The organism is Enterobacter sp. MGH 24 (assembly GCF_000493015.1).
GTDB lineage: Bacteria > Pseudomonadota > Gammaproteobacteria > Enterobacterales > Enterobacteriaceae > Enterobacter.
The window spans coordinates 3,064,640-3,079,521 of the sequence record NZ_KI535657.1 but is presented as its reverse complement, the minus strand read 5'-3'; the positions used below and the strand labels follow the sequence as shown (position 1 = coordinate 3,079,521).

The 14,882-nt window shown below is 55.4% G+C and carries 12 protein-coding genes; 9 read left to right on the top strand and 3 right to left on the bottom strand.

Annotated features, from left to right (window positions below; genetic code table 11):
* The first annotated feature begins 39 nt into the window (after positions 1–39).
* The gene (locus L370_RS07520; RefSeq protein ID WP_023335149.1) at positions 40–1,149 is read left to right on the top strand and encodes a YcbX family protein; all 1,110 of its coding nucleotides are present in this window, start codon (positions 40–42) and stop codon (positions 1,147–1,149) included.
* Here the strand turns inward: L370_RS07520 and zapC are convergent.
* Together zapC and pyrD are read right to left on the bottom strand one after the other, a co-directional pair.
* Positions 1,146–1,688, bottom strand: coding sequence for a cell division protein ZapC (gene zapC / locus L370_RS07525; protein WP_023335148.1), 543 nt, complete (start codon positions 1,686–1,688; stop codon positions 1,146–1,148). The genes L370_RS07520 and zapC overlap by 4 nt on opposite strands.
* 165 nt (positions 1,689–1,853) lie before the next feature.
* On the bottom strand, positions 1,854–2,864 hold the full coding sequence (pyrD, locus tag L370_RS07530) for a quinone-dependent dihydroorotate dehydrogenase (RefSeq protein ID WP_023335147.1): 1,011 nt from the start codon (positions 2,862–2,864) through the stop codon (positions 1,854–1,856).
* Positions 2,865–3,112: 248 nt separating this feature from the next.
* On the opposite strand from pyrD, the gene ssuE reads away from it, so the two are divergent.
* Genes ssuE through ssuB form a run of 5 tightly spaced genes read left to right on the top strand, consistent with a single transcriptional unit; the run spans position 3,113 to position 7,353 of the window.
* Entirely contained in the window at positions 3,113–3,688 is a 576-nt protein-coding gene (ssuE, locus tag L370_RS07535; protein ID WP_023335146.1) for an NADPH-dependent FMN reductase, read from the top strand.
* Positions 3,681–4,643: a sulfonate ABC transporter substrate-binding protein gene (locus tag L370_RS07540; protein WP_023335145.1), complete on the top strand. Its 963-nt coding sequence runs from the start codon at positions 3,681–3,683 to the stop codon at positions 4,641–4,643. Before ssuE ends, L370_RS07540 begins: the two co-directional genes overlap by 8 nt.
* Positions 4,640–5,785 (top strand): FMNH2-dependent alkanesulfonate monooxygenase, encoded by a 1,146-nt coding sequence (ssuD, locus tag L370_RS07545; protein ID WP_023335144.1) that lies wholly within the window; start codon positions 4,640–4,642, stop codon positions 5,783–5,785. The genes L370_RS07540 and ssuD overlap by 4 nt, the downstream gene beginning before the upstream one ends.
* 9 nt (positions 5,786–5,794) lie before the next feature.
* On the top strand, positions 5,795–6,586 hold the full coding sequence (gene ssuC, locus L370_RS07550) for an aliphatic sulfonate ABC transporter permease SsuC (protein ID WP_023311016.1): 792 nt from the start codon (positions 5,795–5,797) through the stop codon (positions 6,584–6,586).
* Positions 6,583–7,353, top strand: a complete 771-nt coding sequence (gene ssuB / locus L370_RS07555) for an aliphatic sulfonates ABC transporter ATP-binding protein (RefSeq protein ID WP_023335143.1) — start codon at positions 6,583–6,585, stop codon at positions 7,351–7,353. The genes ssuC and ssuB overlap by 4 nt, the downstream gene beginning before the upstream one ends.
* 49 nt (positions 7,354–7,402) lie before the next feature.
* Here ssuB and pepN read toward each other — a convergent pair whose 3' ends face one another.
* Positions 7,403–10,015 (bottom strand): aminopeptidase N, encoded by a 2,613-nt coding sequence (gene pepN, locus L370_RS07560; protein WP_023311014.1) that lies wholly within the window; start codon positions 10,013–10,015, stop codon positions 7,403–7,405.
* Between the two features lie 254 nt (positions 10,016–10,269).
* On the opposite strand from pepN, the gene pncB reads away from it, so the two are divergent.
* The 3 genes from pncB (at position 10,270) to L370_RS07575 (ending at position 14,764) form a co-directional block, all read left to right on the top strand.
* On the top strand, positions 10,270–11,472 hold the full coding sequence (gene pncB, locus L370_RS07565; RefSeq protein WP_023335142.1) for a nicotinate phosphoribosyltransferase: 1,203 nt from the start codon (positions 10,270–10,272) through the stop codon (positions 11,470–11,472).
* A 166-nt stretch (positions 11,473–11,638) separates the two neighbouring features.
* Entirely contained in the window at positions 11,639–13,039 is a 1,401-nt protein-coding gene (asnS, locus tag L370_RS07570) for an asparagine--tRNA ligase (RefSeq protein WP_023335141.1), read from the top strand.
* A gap of 606 nt (positions 13,040–13,645) precedes the next feature.
* Positions 13,646–14,764, top strand: coding sequence for a porin (locus L370_RS07575; protein WP_023335140.1), 1,119 nt, complete (start codon positions 13,646–13,648; stop codon positions 14,762–14,764).
* Positions 14,765–14,882: the final 118 nt, after the last annotated feature.

Below are 14,882 nucleotides of genomic sequence, written 5' to 3'. Positions count from 1 at the left end.
ATAAAGTTGAAGGCTTATTTTCATTTGTGGGAGTGTGCAGTGGCGACGTTATCCAGGCTTTTTATTCATCCGGTGAAATCCATGCGCGGTATCGGCGTCTCTCACGCGCTGGCCGACATGAGCGGATTCGCCTTCGATCGTATTTTTATGGTCACCGAGCCTGACGGCACGTTCATTACAGCACGCCAGTTCCCGCAGATGGTTCGCTTTACCCCTTCCCCGCTTCATGACGGGTTGCATCTGACCGCGCCGGACGGCTCCAGCGCGATTATCCGCTTTGCTGATTTTGCGCCTGTCGATGCGCCAACGGAAGTGTGGGGCAATCATTTTACCGCGCGCATCGCCCCGGATGAAATTAACCGCTGGTTGAGCGGTTTCTTCTCCCGCGACGTGCAGCTGCGCTGGGTTGGGCCTGAACCGACGCGTCGCGTGAAGCGCCATGACGCCGTTCCCCTCTCCTTCGCCGATGGCTTCCCGTTTCTGCTGACTAACGAAGCCTCGCTGCGTGATTTACAGCGCCGCTGCAAAGCCAGCGTCCAGATGGAACAGTTTCGTCCGAACCTGGTGGTCACGGGTGCCGACGCCTGGGACGAAGACACCTGGAAAGTGATCCGCATCGGTAGCGTGATTTTCGACGTGGTGAAGCCATGCAGTCGCTGTATTTTCACCACGGTGAGCCCTGAGAAAGGCCAGAAGCACCCTTCCGGCGAACCGCTGAAGACGCTGCAGTCGTTCCGCACCGCGCAGGACAACGGCGATGTGGATTTCGGCCAGAACCTGATCCCGCGCTCCAGCGGCGCAATCCGCGTCGGTGATGAGGTAGAGATCCTTGCCCGCGGGCCTGCAAGAGTGTACGGCTCAGGTCAGGAAGAAGAAATGGTCGACGTTGTGACGAACGTTGCCTCGGCGGTAGATATTCACTGGCAGGGCAACGTCATCCGCGGCAATAACCAGCAGGTATTGCTTGAGCAACTGGAGCAGGCAGGTATTCGCGTACCCTATTCCTGTCGCGCAGGCATTTGCGGATGCTGCCGCATCAAGCTGGTGGATGGCGAGGTCAGTGCGCTGAAAAAATCGGCAATTGGAAATGACGGCACAATTCTGTGCTGTAGCTGCATACCGAAAACGTCCGTACAGCTGGAAGCTTAAACCGCCTGTTCAAGGCTGAAGGAATCTACACGCAGCTGCGGCTTCAGCCTGTCGTTCATCACTTTAATGGCATCGCCAAGCTGCATCGTCCGCCCGGCAATGGTTACGCCGGGCTGCGCCAGCAGGCAGAGCGCAGCATTTTCGCCAGGCTCAACCACAAGCAGGCTCACCTCTTCTGCGGTATCGCTCAGATTGACGCTGGCAGCGTCACCCGTTGCCGGGGTCCAGCTCAAACCGTGCGCGAGAAAATGCCAGCTTTTTGGCATTTGCGGTTTCAGGAAGCGGATAGCCACCAGCGCATTTAATACCAGCTCGGCACGCTGCTCTTTAGAAAGCACCAGATCGCGGCATTTTTCTTCAAAAGAGAAATAAAGCGCCGCATCGTCAACGCAAAAGCCCGACGGGGAAAACGCGTCCGGGGTTAACATTCGGCGGGCAAAACGAGAACGAAACAACATGCCATTGGCTAAATCGAGCATCATTCGGTCATGCTCGTCGCAAAAATACCAGCGCCAGTTATCGTCAGGTTTAATTCGCATGTGTCTCTCCCGTCCCCAAACGTCCTGTACTAAAAATGTCCTGATCGCCGCTTCGTTTATAACACCATTAATAAAAGACTATAATGACTAAATAAGCAACAGTGACGGAATATAAAACAACCAGGGCTGGAAATAAAGCCCTGGTTGTCTGATTAGGAGAAAAGATTAGATATGAGTAACGATTTCTTTAATCAGCGGCGGTCCTTTAAAAATAAAGCCGGAATAGATTTGCACCAGTGACGCACCCGCCGCCATCTTCTCGCGTGCAGCAATCACTGAGTCAATGCCGCCGACGCCAATAATCGGCAGACGTCCTTTTAATTCCGCAGACAGGGCGCGAATAATTTCGGTGCTTTTTAATTGTACCGGACGTCCACTTAACCCACCCGCTTCGTCACAGTTTTTCATTCCCTGCACGAGGGAACGATCGAGGGTGGTATTGGTTGCAATCACACCATCAATATTATGGCGAACCAAACTGTCGGCAACCTGGATCAATTCTTCGGCAGAAAGATCCGGGGCGATCTTAACCGCGACCGGAACATATTTATGGTGGATCGTCTGGAGTTCATTTTGCTTATTTTTAATGGCGCTCAGAAGATCGTCCAGCGCTTCGCCATATTGTAAGGAACGCAGCCCCGGGGTATTGGGTGAAGAAATATTCACCGCAATATAACCGGCATAGGCGTAGACTTTTTCCATACAAATCAGATAGTCATCTTTACCCTGCTCGACCGGCGTGTCTTTATTTTTGCCGATATTCATGCCTAATATCCCGTCGAAATGGGCTTTTTTTACGTTCTCAACAAGGTGATCAACACCGAGGTTATTAAAGCCCATGCGGTTGATCAGCCCTTCGGCTTCGACCAGGCGGAACAGGCGCGGCTTGTCATTTCCCGGCTGCGGGCGCGGCGTGACGGTACCGATTTCAATGGAGCCAAAGCCCATCGCGCCCAGGGCATCAATGCACTCGCCATTTTTGTCCAGACCCGCCGCCAGACCCAGCGGATTTTTAAAGGTCAGACCCATGCACTGCACAGGTTTTTCCGGCACATTCTGACGCACCAGAGCGGCCAGAGGCGTTCCGGTAATACGACGTAATTGCTGAAATGTAAATTCATGAGCGCGCTCAGGGTCGAGCTGGAAAAGGGCTTTACGAACGAAGGGGTAGTACATGAACTCTCCTGGATTCCCGGTGTGCAAACCGGGAGGGGATTATGGGCGATCCACGCGAGAAAGGGAATTGACCTGCGGCAAAAAATCAGCGCAAAACGCAATCGTTTACCTTCCCGTGTATTTCTTATGCACTTTTTCGCATTTTAATTGCAGATAAATCATTTAGTGGAATAACCGCGCGGTGTCACACTCCTGAAAATTGTTATGAATGTTAGATAAAAGCAAACAATTGGTTATAAGGAGGAAGTATGCGCGTCATTACCCTGGCCGGAAGTCCACGATTCCCTTCGCGCTCCAGCGCCCTGCTGGAATATGCCCGCGAAAAACTCAATGCCCTGGATGTGGAAGTGTGCCACTGGAACCTGCATAACTTCGAACCTGAAGATCTGCTCTATGCCCGTTTCGACAGCCCTGCGCTGAAAACGCTCATCGAGCAGCTTAACGGCGCTGACGGCTTAATTGTGGCAACGCCCATTTATAAAGCCTCTTTTTCCGGGGCGCTGAAAACCCTGCTCGATCTGCTTCCGGAACGCGCCCTGGACGGCAAAGTCGTGCTGCCGCTGGCAACGGGCGGTACGGTTGCCCATTTACTGGCCGTGGATTATGCCCTGAAGCCGGTGCTGAACGCGCTGAAAGCGCAGGAGATCCTCCACGGCGTTTTCGCAGATGACTCCCAGGTTATCGATTATCAGCACAAGCCTCACTTTACGCCGAACCTGCAAACCCGCCTCGATACTGCCCTGGAAACCTTCTGGCATGCTCTGCACCGCAGGGATATCCAGGCGCCGGCGTTTGGTCAGCCTCAAGGAGTCGCACATGTTTAAAACGTTAACCCGCATCGGCCTGGCAGGTCTGATGGCGCTTACCTCGCTGGCCCATGCCGCAGAAACGGCTCCGGAACGTTTACGCATTGGCTACCAGAAAGGCAGCGTCAGCATGGTGCTGGCGAAAAGCCACCAGCTTCTGGAAAAACGCTTCCCGGACACCAAATTTTCCTGGGTGGAGTTCCCGGCTGGCCCGCAGATGCTCGAAGCCCTGAACGTTGGCAGTATCGATCTCGGCAGCACGGGTGATATTCCGCCTATATTCGCCCAGGCGGCGGGAGCGGACCTCGTCTATGTTGGCGTTGAGCCGCCCAAACCGAAGGCCGAAGTGATTCTGGTGCCTGAAAACAGCGACATTAAAAGCGTCGCCGATCTCAAAGGGCATAAAGTAGCTTTCCAGAAAGGCTCCAGCTCACACAACCTGCTGCTGCGCGCCCTGCAAGAAGCCGGGCTCAAGTTCACTGACATTCAGCCTGTTTACCTGACGCCTGCCGACGCGCGCGCCGCGTTCCAGCAGAAGAACGTTGATGCCTGGGCCATCTGGGATCCGTACTACTCCGCCGCATTACTGCAGGGCGGCGTTCGCGTGCTGAAAGACGGTACCACGCTGAAGCAGACCGGCTCGTTCTATCTGGCCGCGCGTCCTTATGCAGAAAAGAACGGCGCATTTATTCAGGGCGTGCTGGATACCTTTACCCAGGCCGATGCGCTGACCCAGACCCAGCGCCAGGAGAGTATTGCCCTGCTGGCGAAAACCATGGGCTTACCTGAGCCGGTGATCGCGAGCTATCTCAACCACCGTCCGCCGACCACCATTACTCCCGTGGACGCGCACGTCGCCGCGCTTCAGCAACAAACGGCTGACCTCTTCTATCAAAACCACCTGGTACCAAAACAGGTCACTATTCGCGAACGCATCTGGCAGCCCGCAGGCAAAGAAGGAGCTAAATCATGAGTCTGAATCTTTTCTGGTTTTTACCCACCCACGGTGATGGACACTATCTTGGTACAGAAGAGGGCTCGCGCCCGGTTGACCATGGCTACCTGCAGCAGATTGCGCAGGCAGCGGACCGAATCGGTTTCACCGGGGTACTGATCCCGACCGGACGTTCATGTGAAGATGCCTGGCTGGTGGCCGCGTCGATGATCCCGGTCACCCAACGTCTGAAGTTCCTGGTTGCGCTACGTCCGAGCGTTGTCTCCCCCACCGTGGCGGCGCGTCAGGCGGCAACCCTGGACAGACTCTCTAACGGTCGCGCCCTGTTTAACCTGGTGACGGGCAGCGATCCGCAGGAGCTGGCAGGCGACGGCGTGTTCCTCGACCACACCGAGCGCTATGAAGCCTCCGCCGAGTTCACCCGCGTCTGGCGACGCCTGCTGGAAGGGGAAACCGTCACCTTCGAAGGCAAGCACATTCACGTTCGCGACGCGAAACTCTACTTCCCGCCGGTGCAGCAGCCGCGCCCGCCGCTCTATTTTGGCGGATCGTCGGATGTGGCCCAGGATCTGGCGGCAGAGCAGGTCAATCTCTATCTGACCTGGGGCGAACCGCCTGAACTGGTGAAAGAAAAAATTGCCCAGGTCCGCGCTAAGGCGGCCGCCCATGGCCGCAAGGTGCGCTTCGGCATTCGCCTGCACGTGATTGTGCGCGAAACCAATGAAGAAGCCTGGCAGGCCGCCGACCGCCTGATCTCCCACCTGGACGATGAGACCATCGCCAAAGCCCAGGCCGCGTTTGCCAAAACCGACTCCGTCGGACAGCACCGAATGGCGTCCCTGCACAACGGCAAGCGCGAGAACCTGGAGATCAGCCCGAACCTGTGGGCGGGCGTCGGCCTGGTGCGCGGCGGTGCGGGCACGGCGCTGGTCGGCGACGGACCGACCGTAGCCGCCCGGATTAATGAATACGCAGAGCTGGGTATCGACAGCTTTATTCTCTCCGGCTATCCGCATCTCGAAGAGGCGTACAAGGTGGGCGAGCTGTTGTTCCCGCATCTGGATGTTGCCATTCCGGAAATTCCGCAGCCGCAGCGGCTTCAGCTTCAGGGCGAAGCCGTGGCGAACGAGTTTATTCCACGCAAAGCCGCACAGAGCTAAGGAGTGACCATGTCTGCCACCTCACAAAAATGGCTGCTGCGCGCCGCGCCGTGGTTTTTACCCGTCGGCATTGTGGCACTCTGGCAGCTCGCGTCGTCCACCGGCTGGCTGTCGAGCCGTATTCTGCCCTCCCCGGAGGGCGTTGTAGAAGCGTTCTGGTCGCTGAGCGTGAGCGGCGAGCTGTGGCAGCATCTGGCGATCAGCTCCTGGCGCGCCGTGATTGGGTTTTCCATCGGCGGCAGCATCGGTCTGGTTCTGGGCTTGATCAGCGGCCTTTCCCGCTGGGGTGAGCGGCTGCTGGATACGTCTATACAGATGCTGCGCAACGTGCCGCATCTGGCGCTGATCCCGCTGGTTATCCTGTGGTTTGGTATTGATGAGAGCGCCAAGATCTTCCTCGTGGCGCTGGGCACATTGTTTCCGATCTACATCAACACCTGGCACGGCATCCGCAATATCGATCGCGGTCTGGTTGAGATGGCGCGAAGCTACGGCTTATCGGGTTTTTCCCTCTTTATTCACGTAATTCTGCCGGGCGCCCTGCCCTCCATTATGGTCGGGGTGCGTTTTGCGCTCGGCCTGATGTGGCTGACGCTGATTGTGGCGGAGACCATCTCGGCCAACTCCGGCATTGGCTATCTGGCGATGAACGCCCGCGAGTTCCTGCAAACGGACGTGGTGGTGGTTGCCATCATTCTGTATGCCCTGCTCGGCAAACTCGCCGACGTCAGCGCCCAGTGGCTGGAGCGCAGCTGGCTGCGCTGGAACCCGGCCTACACCCTTCAGGAGGCGAAAGCATGAATACAGCACGACTGAACCAGGGAACACCGTTACTGCTGAACGGCGTGACCAAACGCTACGGCGATAACACCATTCTTAACGGGCTGGATCTGCATATTCCCGCAGGACAATTTGTGGCCGTTGTCGGGCGCAGCGGCGGCGGCAAGAGTACCCTGCTACGCCTTCTGGCCGGACTGGAAGTCCCCAACGGCGGTGACATTCTGGCAGGAACGACGCCGCTTTCGAAGATTCAGGACGATACCCGCATGATGTTTCAGGATGCGCGCCTGCTGCCGTGGAAGACGGTTATCGACAATGTCGGGCTCGGTCTGAAGGGCAACTGGCGGGATGAGGCCCGCCAGGCGCTGGCCGCCGTTGGGCTGGAAAATCGTGCGGGTGAATGGCCTGCAGCCCTCTCGGGAGGACAGAAGCAGCGCGTGGCGCTCGCGCGGGCATTGATTCACCGTCCGGGCCTGCTGTTGCTTGATGAACCGCTCGGCGCGCTCGACGCCCTGACGCGGATCGAAATGCAGGATTTGATTGGATCCCTGTGGCAGGCGCACGGTTTTACGGTACTGCTGGTAACGCATGACGTGAGCGAAGCCGTCGCGATGGCTGACCGGGTGCTGTTAATAGAGGACGGAAAAATAGGTCTGGATCTGACGGTGGATCTTCCGCGGCCTCGTCGCGTGGGCTCGGCAAGACTGGCGGAGCTGGAAGCTGAGGTGTTGGATCGGGTGATGAAGCGCGGGGGCACGGAGTTACAGCGAGCTAAGGCTAATGCCTGATGCCCTCACCCCGGCCCTCTCCCACAGGGAGAGGGAGGGTTAACTTTTATTACGCTAAGGCCTTAGCAATCTTCTCGTACAAATCACCAGACAGGTTTTCCAGCCCTTTCAGCTGCTCAAGCGCGGCACGCATCTTCGCCTGACGCTTCGCATCGTAGCGTTTCAGACGGATCAGCGGCTCAATCAGGCGGGACGCCACCTGCGGGTTACGGCTGTTCAGCTCGGTCAGCATTTCCACCATGAACTGATAACCGCTGCCGTCTTCGGCGTGGAACGCCGCCGGGTTGCTGCTGGCAAACGCGCCAATCAGAGAACGCACGCGGTTTGGGTTGCTCAGGGTAAAGGAACGATGCTTCAGCAGGCTGCGCACGTTGCTGAGCGCATCGGCCGCCGGGCTGGTCGCCTGCAGGATGAACCACTTGTCCATCACCAGGCCATCCTGATGCCACTTGTCGTCGTACTCCTGCATTAGCGCATCACGGCACGGCAGTTCGGCGGCAACGCTTGCACCCAGCGCGGCCAGCGCGTCGGTCATGTTATCCGCTTCGTGATACTGCTTGCTCACCAGGGTGTTCGCCAGCTCGGTTTCACCAAACGCCAGATAGCGCAGGCAGGTATTGCGCAGAGAACGTTTACCAATGTCCGCGTGCTCAACGCGATACGCGTCAAGCTTATTGGCGTTATAAATGGCCAGGAACTCATCGGCCAGTTCTGCAGCCAGCGTACGGGTCAGCGCTTCACGCACCGCCACGATGGCAATCGGGTCAATGATATCAAACAACTCGGCGATTTCAGTCGCTGACGGCAGGGTCAGAATTTCAGCGGCCAGCGCTGGGTCAATCTTCTCATCCAGCAGGATCGCGCGGAACGCATCAGCCACATGGACAGGCAGCGACAGCGGCTGGCCCTGCTGATGACGGTTTACGTTGAGCTTAATGTAGGTCGCCAGCAGGCTTTGCGCCGCATCCCAGCGGGAGAAGTCGTTACGCGCGTGGCGCATCAGGAACGTCAGCTGCTGATCGCTCCACTTGTACTCCAGCTTCACCGGCGCGGAGAATTCGCACAGCAGCGCAGGCACCGGCTGGAAGTAGACGTTATCGAAGATAAAGGTCTGCTCGGCCTGGGTCACGTTCAGCACGTGGTGTACCGGGTGACCGCCCTTCTGAAGTGGGATAACTTTGCCTTCGTTATCGTACAGCTCAATGCTGAACGGAATGTGCAGCGGATATTTCTCTTCCTGCTCCGCCGTCGGCGGCGTGCGCTGGCTGATGGTCAGAGTGTACTGCTCGGTTTCCGGATTGTAATCGTCTTTGACGGTGACAACTGGCGTACCGGCCTGGCTGTACCAGCGGCGGAAGTGAGAGAGATCGACGTTAGAGGCATCTTCCATCGCCTGCACAAAATCGTCGCAGGTGGCCGCGCTGCCGTCATGACGCTCGAAGTACAGCTGCATCCCTTTCTGGAAGTTCTCCTCACCCAGCAGGGTGTGGATCATGCGGATAATTTCAGCGCCCTTCTCGTACACCGTCAGGGTGTAGAAGTTGTTCATCTCGATGACTTTATCCGGGCGGATCGGGTGCGCCATTGGGCTGGCATCTTCCGCAAACTGCAGGCCGCGCATGGTGCGCACGTTGTTGATACGGTTCACCGCGCGTGAACCCAGATCGGAGCTGAACTCCTGATCGCGGAAGACGGTCAGGCCCTCTTTCAGGCTCAGCTGGAACCAGTCGCGGCAGGTGACGCGGTTACCGGTCCAGTTGTGGAAATATTCGTGGCCGATGACGCGTTCGATATCCAGGTAGTCTTTGTCTGTTGCGGTATCGGTACGCGCCAGCACGTATTTAGAGTTAAAGACGTTAAGGCCTTTGTTCTCCATTGCGCCCATGTTGAAGAAATCAACGGCGACGATCATATAGATGTCGAGGTCATATTCGAGGCCGAAGCGCTCCTCGTCCCACTTCATGGAGTTGATGAGGGAGGTCATTGCCCACGGCGCGCGGTCAAGGTTGCCGCGGTCAACAAACAGCTCCAGCGCCACCTCGCGGCCTGAGCGCGTTTTAAAGGTGTCGCGCAGCACGTCGAAATCCCCCGCCACCAGCGCAAAAAGGTAGCACGGTTTCGGGAAGGGATCCTGCCACTGCACCCAGTGACGGCCATTCTCCAGCTCGCCTTCGCCTACGCGGTTACCGTTGGAGAGCAGGAAGGGATACAGGGTTTTATCGGCGATGATTTTGGTGGTGAAGCGCGCCAGGACGTCCGGACGGTCGAGATACCACGTAATGTGGCGGAACCCTTCCGCTTCACACTGGGTACACAGCGCCACGCCTGACTGGTAAAGCCCTTCCAGCGCGGTGTTGGCGGCCGGGCTGATTTCATTCACGATGCGCAGCGTAAACTGTTCCGGCAGGTTGTCGATGACCAGCTGGTTGTTTTCTTCTTTATAGTCTGACCAGGCTTCATCATTAATATGCAGGGAGACCAGCGTCAGGTCTTCACCATCCAGACGCAGCGGCACCGCAGTTGCGCTGTGGCGCGTCACCTGGCTCACCGCCGTGACAACGGTTTTAGTGGCATCCAGGTCAAAAGTCAGATCGATTTCGCTAATCAGGTAATCCGGCGCACGGTAGTCGTGGCGGTATTTGGCTTGTGGCTGTTGTGTCATAGAAAACCTTATGCATCGTTTGTCGAGTAACGTTTCAATATATTCCTGTTGCGCAAAACGCGCTATGCAGAATGTTCATCTTTTCAGGGTCAAAACCTTTTTTTGCTACATTTGTATAACACGGGGCACAAAATGCCCTCGACCATAAAACGCGCTTATGTTGTGATCGGGGTTCAATAAATCACTAAACAAGGTATACTCCGGAGTTGTTTATTGTACTAAACGCTCCTGTGAGAGGATGCTACTGCGCACCTATGACTCAATTCGCTTCTCCAGTTCTGCATACGTTGCTGGATACCGACGCGTATAAACTGCATATGCAGCAAGCCGTTTTCCACCATTACTATGACGTTCACGTCGCGGCGGAATTCCGCTGTCGTGGCGACGACTTGCTTGGTATCTACGCAGACGCCATTCGTGAACAGGTCAATGCTATGCAGCATCTGACGCTGCAGGACGAGGAATATCAGTGGCTTTCTGGCCTGCCTTTCTTCAAAGCCGACTACCTGAACTGGCTGCGTGATTTCCGCTATAAGCCGGAGCAGGTCACCGTGCTTAACGATAACGGCAAGCTGGATATTCGCCTTGAAGGGCCGTGGCGGGAAGTGATCATGTGGGAAGTGCCGCTTCTGGCGGTAATCAGTGAGCTGGCTCACCGCTACCGTTCGCCGGAAACCGGCGTCGAGCAGGCGGTCGCCGCGCTGGAAAATAAACTCACTGCCTTCTCAACCCTGACAGAAGGGCTGGACATGTCCCGCTTCCGCCTGATGGACTTTGGCACGCGTCGCCGTTTCTCGCGTGACGTTCAGGAGGCCATCGTTAAACGTCTGCAGCGGGAACCGTGGTTTGTGGGCACCAGCAACTACGATCTGGCACGCCGCCTCAGCCTGACGCCAATGGGCACCCAGGCGCACGAGTGGTTCCAGGCGCATCAGCAGATCAGCCCCGATCTGGCTAACAGCCAGCGCGCGGCGCTTGCCGCATGGCTTGAGGAGTACCCGAATCAGCTCGGGATCGCCCTCACCGACTGTATTACGATGGATGCCTTCCTGCGCGACTTTGGTCCCGAGTTCGCAGAACGTTACCAGGGGTTACGCCACGACTCCGGGGATCCGGTTGAATGGGGCGAGAAGGCCATTGCCCATTACGAGAAACTCGGCATCGATCCGATGAGCAAGGTGCTGGTCTTCTCGGATAATCTCGACCTGGCGAAAGCGGTCGAACTCTATCGCCATTTCAACACCCGGGTGAACCTGAGTTTCGGAATTGGTACCCGTCTGACCTGCGATATTCCTCAGGTAAAACCTCTGAATATCGTCATCAAACTGGTGGAATGTAACGGTAAGCCGGTGGCAAAACTCTCCGACAGCCCGGGTAAAACCATCTGCCATGACAAAGCGTTTGTCCGCGCATTGCGCAAAGCGTTCGATCTTCCCCAGATCAAAAAAGCCAGTTAAGTGCTTACGGGAGCCTTCATGGCTCCCTTCTCCTTATTTATTTCTCAATTCTTCTCTTTTGACTGCGAAATTTACTTGTCTGATAGCGGATGGCAGGTAACATAGATATCCCCCCATTAGGGTGGACAAGTGTTTATTTTTTCCGACTATTAACAGAGAGAATATTATGAGCGTTGTGCCTGTAGCCGACGTACTCCAGGGCCGTGTCGCCGTTGACCAGGAAGTCACCGTGCGCGGATGGGTGCGTACCCGCCGAGATTCTAAAGCTGGCATCTCCTTCCTTGCCGTCTATGACGGTTCCTGCTTTGATCCTGTACAGGCCGTCATTAATAATTCTCTGCCCAATTACAATGATGACGTTCTGCACCTGACAACGGGCTGTTCCGTGATTGTTACCGGCGTGGTTGTGGCATCACCGGGTCAGGGCCAGAGCTTCGAAATTCAGGCTTCTGCGATTGAAGTCACCGGCTGGGTTGAAGATCCGGACACCTATCCGATGGCGGCAAAACGTCACAGCATCGAATATCTGCGTGAAGTCGCCCACCTGCGTCCGCGTACCAACCTGATTGGTGCGGTGGCGCGCGTGCGTCATACGCTGGCGCAGGCGCTGCATCGTTTCTTCGACGAGCAGGGTTACTTCTGGGTCTCTACCCCGCTGATCACCGCGTCCGATACGGAAGGTGCGGGCGAGATGTTCCGCGTCTCGACGCTGGACATGGAAAACCTGCCGCGCACGCCAGAAGGTAAAGTGGACTATGACAAAGACTTCTTTGGTAAAGAAGCCTTCCTGACGGTGTCTGGTCAGCTCAACGGCGAAACGTACGCCTGTGCGCTGTCTAAAATCTACACCTTTGGCCCAACCTTCCGCGCCGAAAACTCCAACACCAGCCGTCACCTGGCGGAATTCTGGATGCTGGAGCCTGAAGTGGCGTTCGCTGACCTGGACGATGTTGCGGGTCTGGCGGAAGCGATGCTGAAGTATGTGTTCAAAGCGGTACTGGAAGAGCGTCCGGACGACATGAAATTCTTCGCCGAGCGCGTAGACAGCGACGCAGTAGCTCGTCTTGAACGCTTCGTCTCTGCCGATTTTGCGCAGGTGGACTACACCGACGCGGTGGCGATCCTCGAGAAATGCGGTGAGAAGTTTGAGAACCCGGTTTACTGGGGCGTTGACCTGGCGTCTGAGCACGAACGCTATCTGGCCGAGAAGCATTTCAAAGCGCCGGTTGTCGTTAAAAACTACCCGAAAGACATTAAGGCCTTCTATATGCGCCTTAACGAAGACGGTAAAACCGTGGCGGCGATGGACGTACTGGCGCCGGGCATTGGTGAAATCATCGGTGGCTCTCAGCGTGAAGAGCGTCTTGACGTGCTGGACGCACGTATGGAAGAGATGGGGCTCAACCCGGCTGACTACAGCTGGTACCGCGATCTGCGTCGTTACGGTACCGTACCGCACGCCGGTTTTGGTCTGGGCTTTGAGCGTCTGATCGCCTACGTTACCGGTGTTCAGAACGTACGCGACGTGATCCCGTTCCCACGTACTCCACGTAACGCCAGCTTCTAATCGATACAAGACTAAAATGGCCAGCTTATGCTGGCCATTATTTTATTCTGTATTGTCAGTTTTCGTCAGCGTAAAGTCAGCGTCTTTAAACCTTCACCCCGTCACAACCACTACCTGTTACGTTTTGTTTCCGCGAAACATCCAGCCACAAAAAATAAACCCTATTCTTATTGCGATTATTACATCCTCAAGCGATAGCACAAATTTCAACCGCTTTTACAGCCATCCAGAAGTCTTTTTGCGGTCATAAGAAAAAAAGAGTCGTTTAACGTCTGTTTATATGAATCACCTTTATCTCAATTAATCATAAGCAATTCATATATATAGGATAGGTCCTGCCGTTTAATTCGCCAGAGAGGTCTGAAGTTTGAGGTGGTTCACAAAGTTCCAAAAAATACACATTTAGTTACATATATTTTCTTTCAGTTACTTAATCTTGAGAATTGTAGCACTTTCAGGCTAGCGAAACGCTTCGCCGAATGGAAAGATGCCTGTCAGATACATAAAGACACCAAACTCTCATCAATAGTTCCGGAAATATTTATTGACAGAATTTATTGACGGCAGTGGCGAGTGTCATAAAAAAACCAATGAGGGTAATAAATAATGATGAAGCGCAATATTCTGGCAGTGGTAATCCCTGCCCTGCTGGTAGCCGGTGCAGCTAACGCTGCAGAAATCTATAACAAGAACGGCAACAAACTGGACTTCTACGGTAAAGTTAACGCCGAGCACGATTTCGTGACTTCCGGTGATAACACCAACAATAACGACGCTACCTACGCGCAGATCGGTTTCAAAGGCGAAACGCAGATCAACGACCAGCTGACCGGTTACGGCCAGTGGGAATACCGTTTCGTGGCCAGCCAGGCTGAAGGTGGTGCTCAGACTAACAAAAACCGTCTGGCATTTGCGGGTCTGAAAGCGGGCGACGCTGGCAGCATCGACTACGGTCGTAACTACGGTATCGTTTACGACGTAGAATCTTACACCGATATGGCACCGTCCTTCTCTGGTATGACCTGGGGCGGTAACTATGTTGATAACTTTATGACCAGCCGCAGCACCGGTCTGCTGACCTACCGTAACAGCAACTTCTTCGGTCTGGTTGACGGTCTGAGCCTGGGCGTTCAGTACCAGGGCAAAAACGACCGTACTGACGTTAAAACTGCTAACGGTGATGGCGTAGGCTACTCCCTGGGCTACGATTTCGGCGAAGGCTTCGGTGCAATCGCATCTTACAGCAACGCTAACCGTACTCTGAATCAGAAAGCTGACGGTGAAGGCGACAAAGCTGAAGCATGGGGTCTGGGTCTGAAATACGACGCCAACAACATCTACCTGGCAACCACCTATGCTGAAACCCGTAACACCACCCGTACCGGTTCTGATGGCGATGCTGGCTTTGCTAACAAAACGCAGAACTTTGAAGTTGTTGCTCAGTACCAGTTCGATTTCGGCCTGCGTCCAGCAATCTCCTACGTGCAGACCAAAGGTAAAGACCTGGCTGGCGTGACCAACTCTAAAGGCACCTTCAAAGGTGGCGATGCAGATCTGGCTAAATTCATCCAGGTTGGCGCAACTTACTACTTCAACAAAAACTTCAACGTGTGGGCTGATTACTACATCAACCTGCTGGACAAAGACACAGACTACGCGCAAACCGTTGGCGGCCTGAACGGCAACGACGATATGGCTGCTGTAGGTGTGACTTACCAGTTCTAATCAGAACACCACTTTGTTATATGCTTAATGAACAGGGCTTCGGCCCTGTTTTTTTATGCGTGACAGAAAATAATGGCGACTTTTGAAAAGCCGCACGCTTTTCGTCGCAAACGGTTGG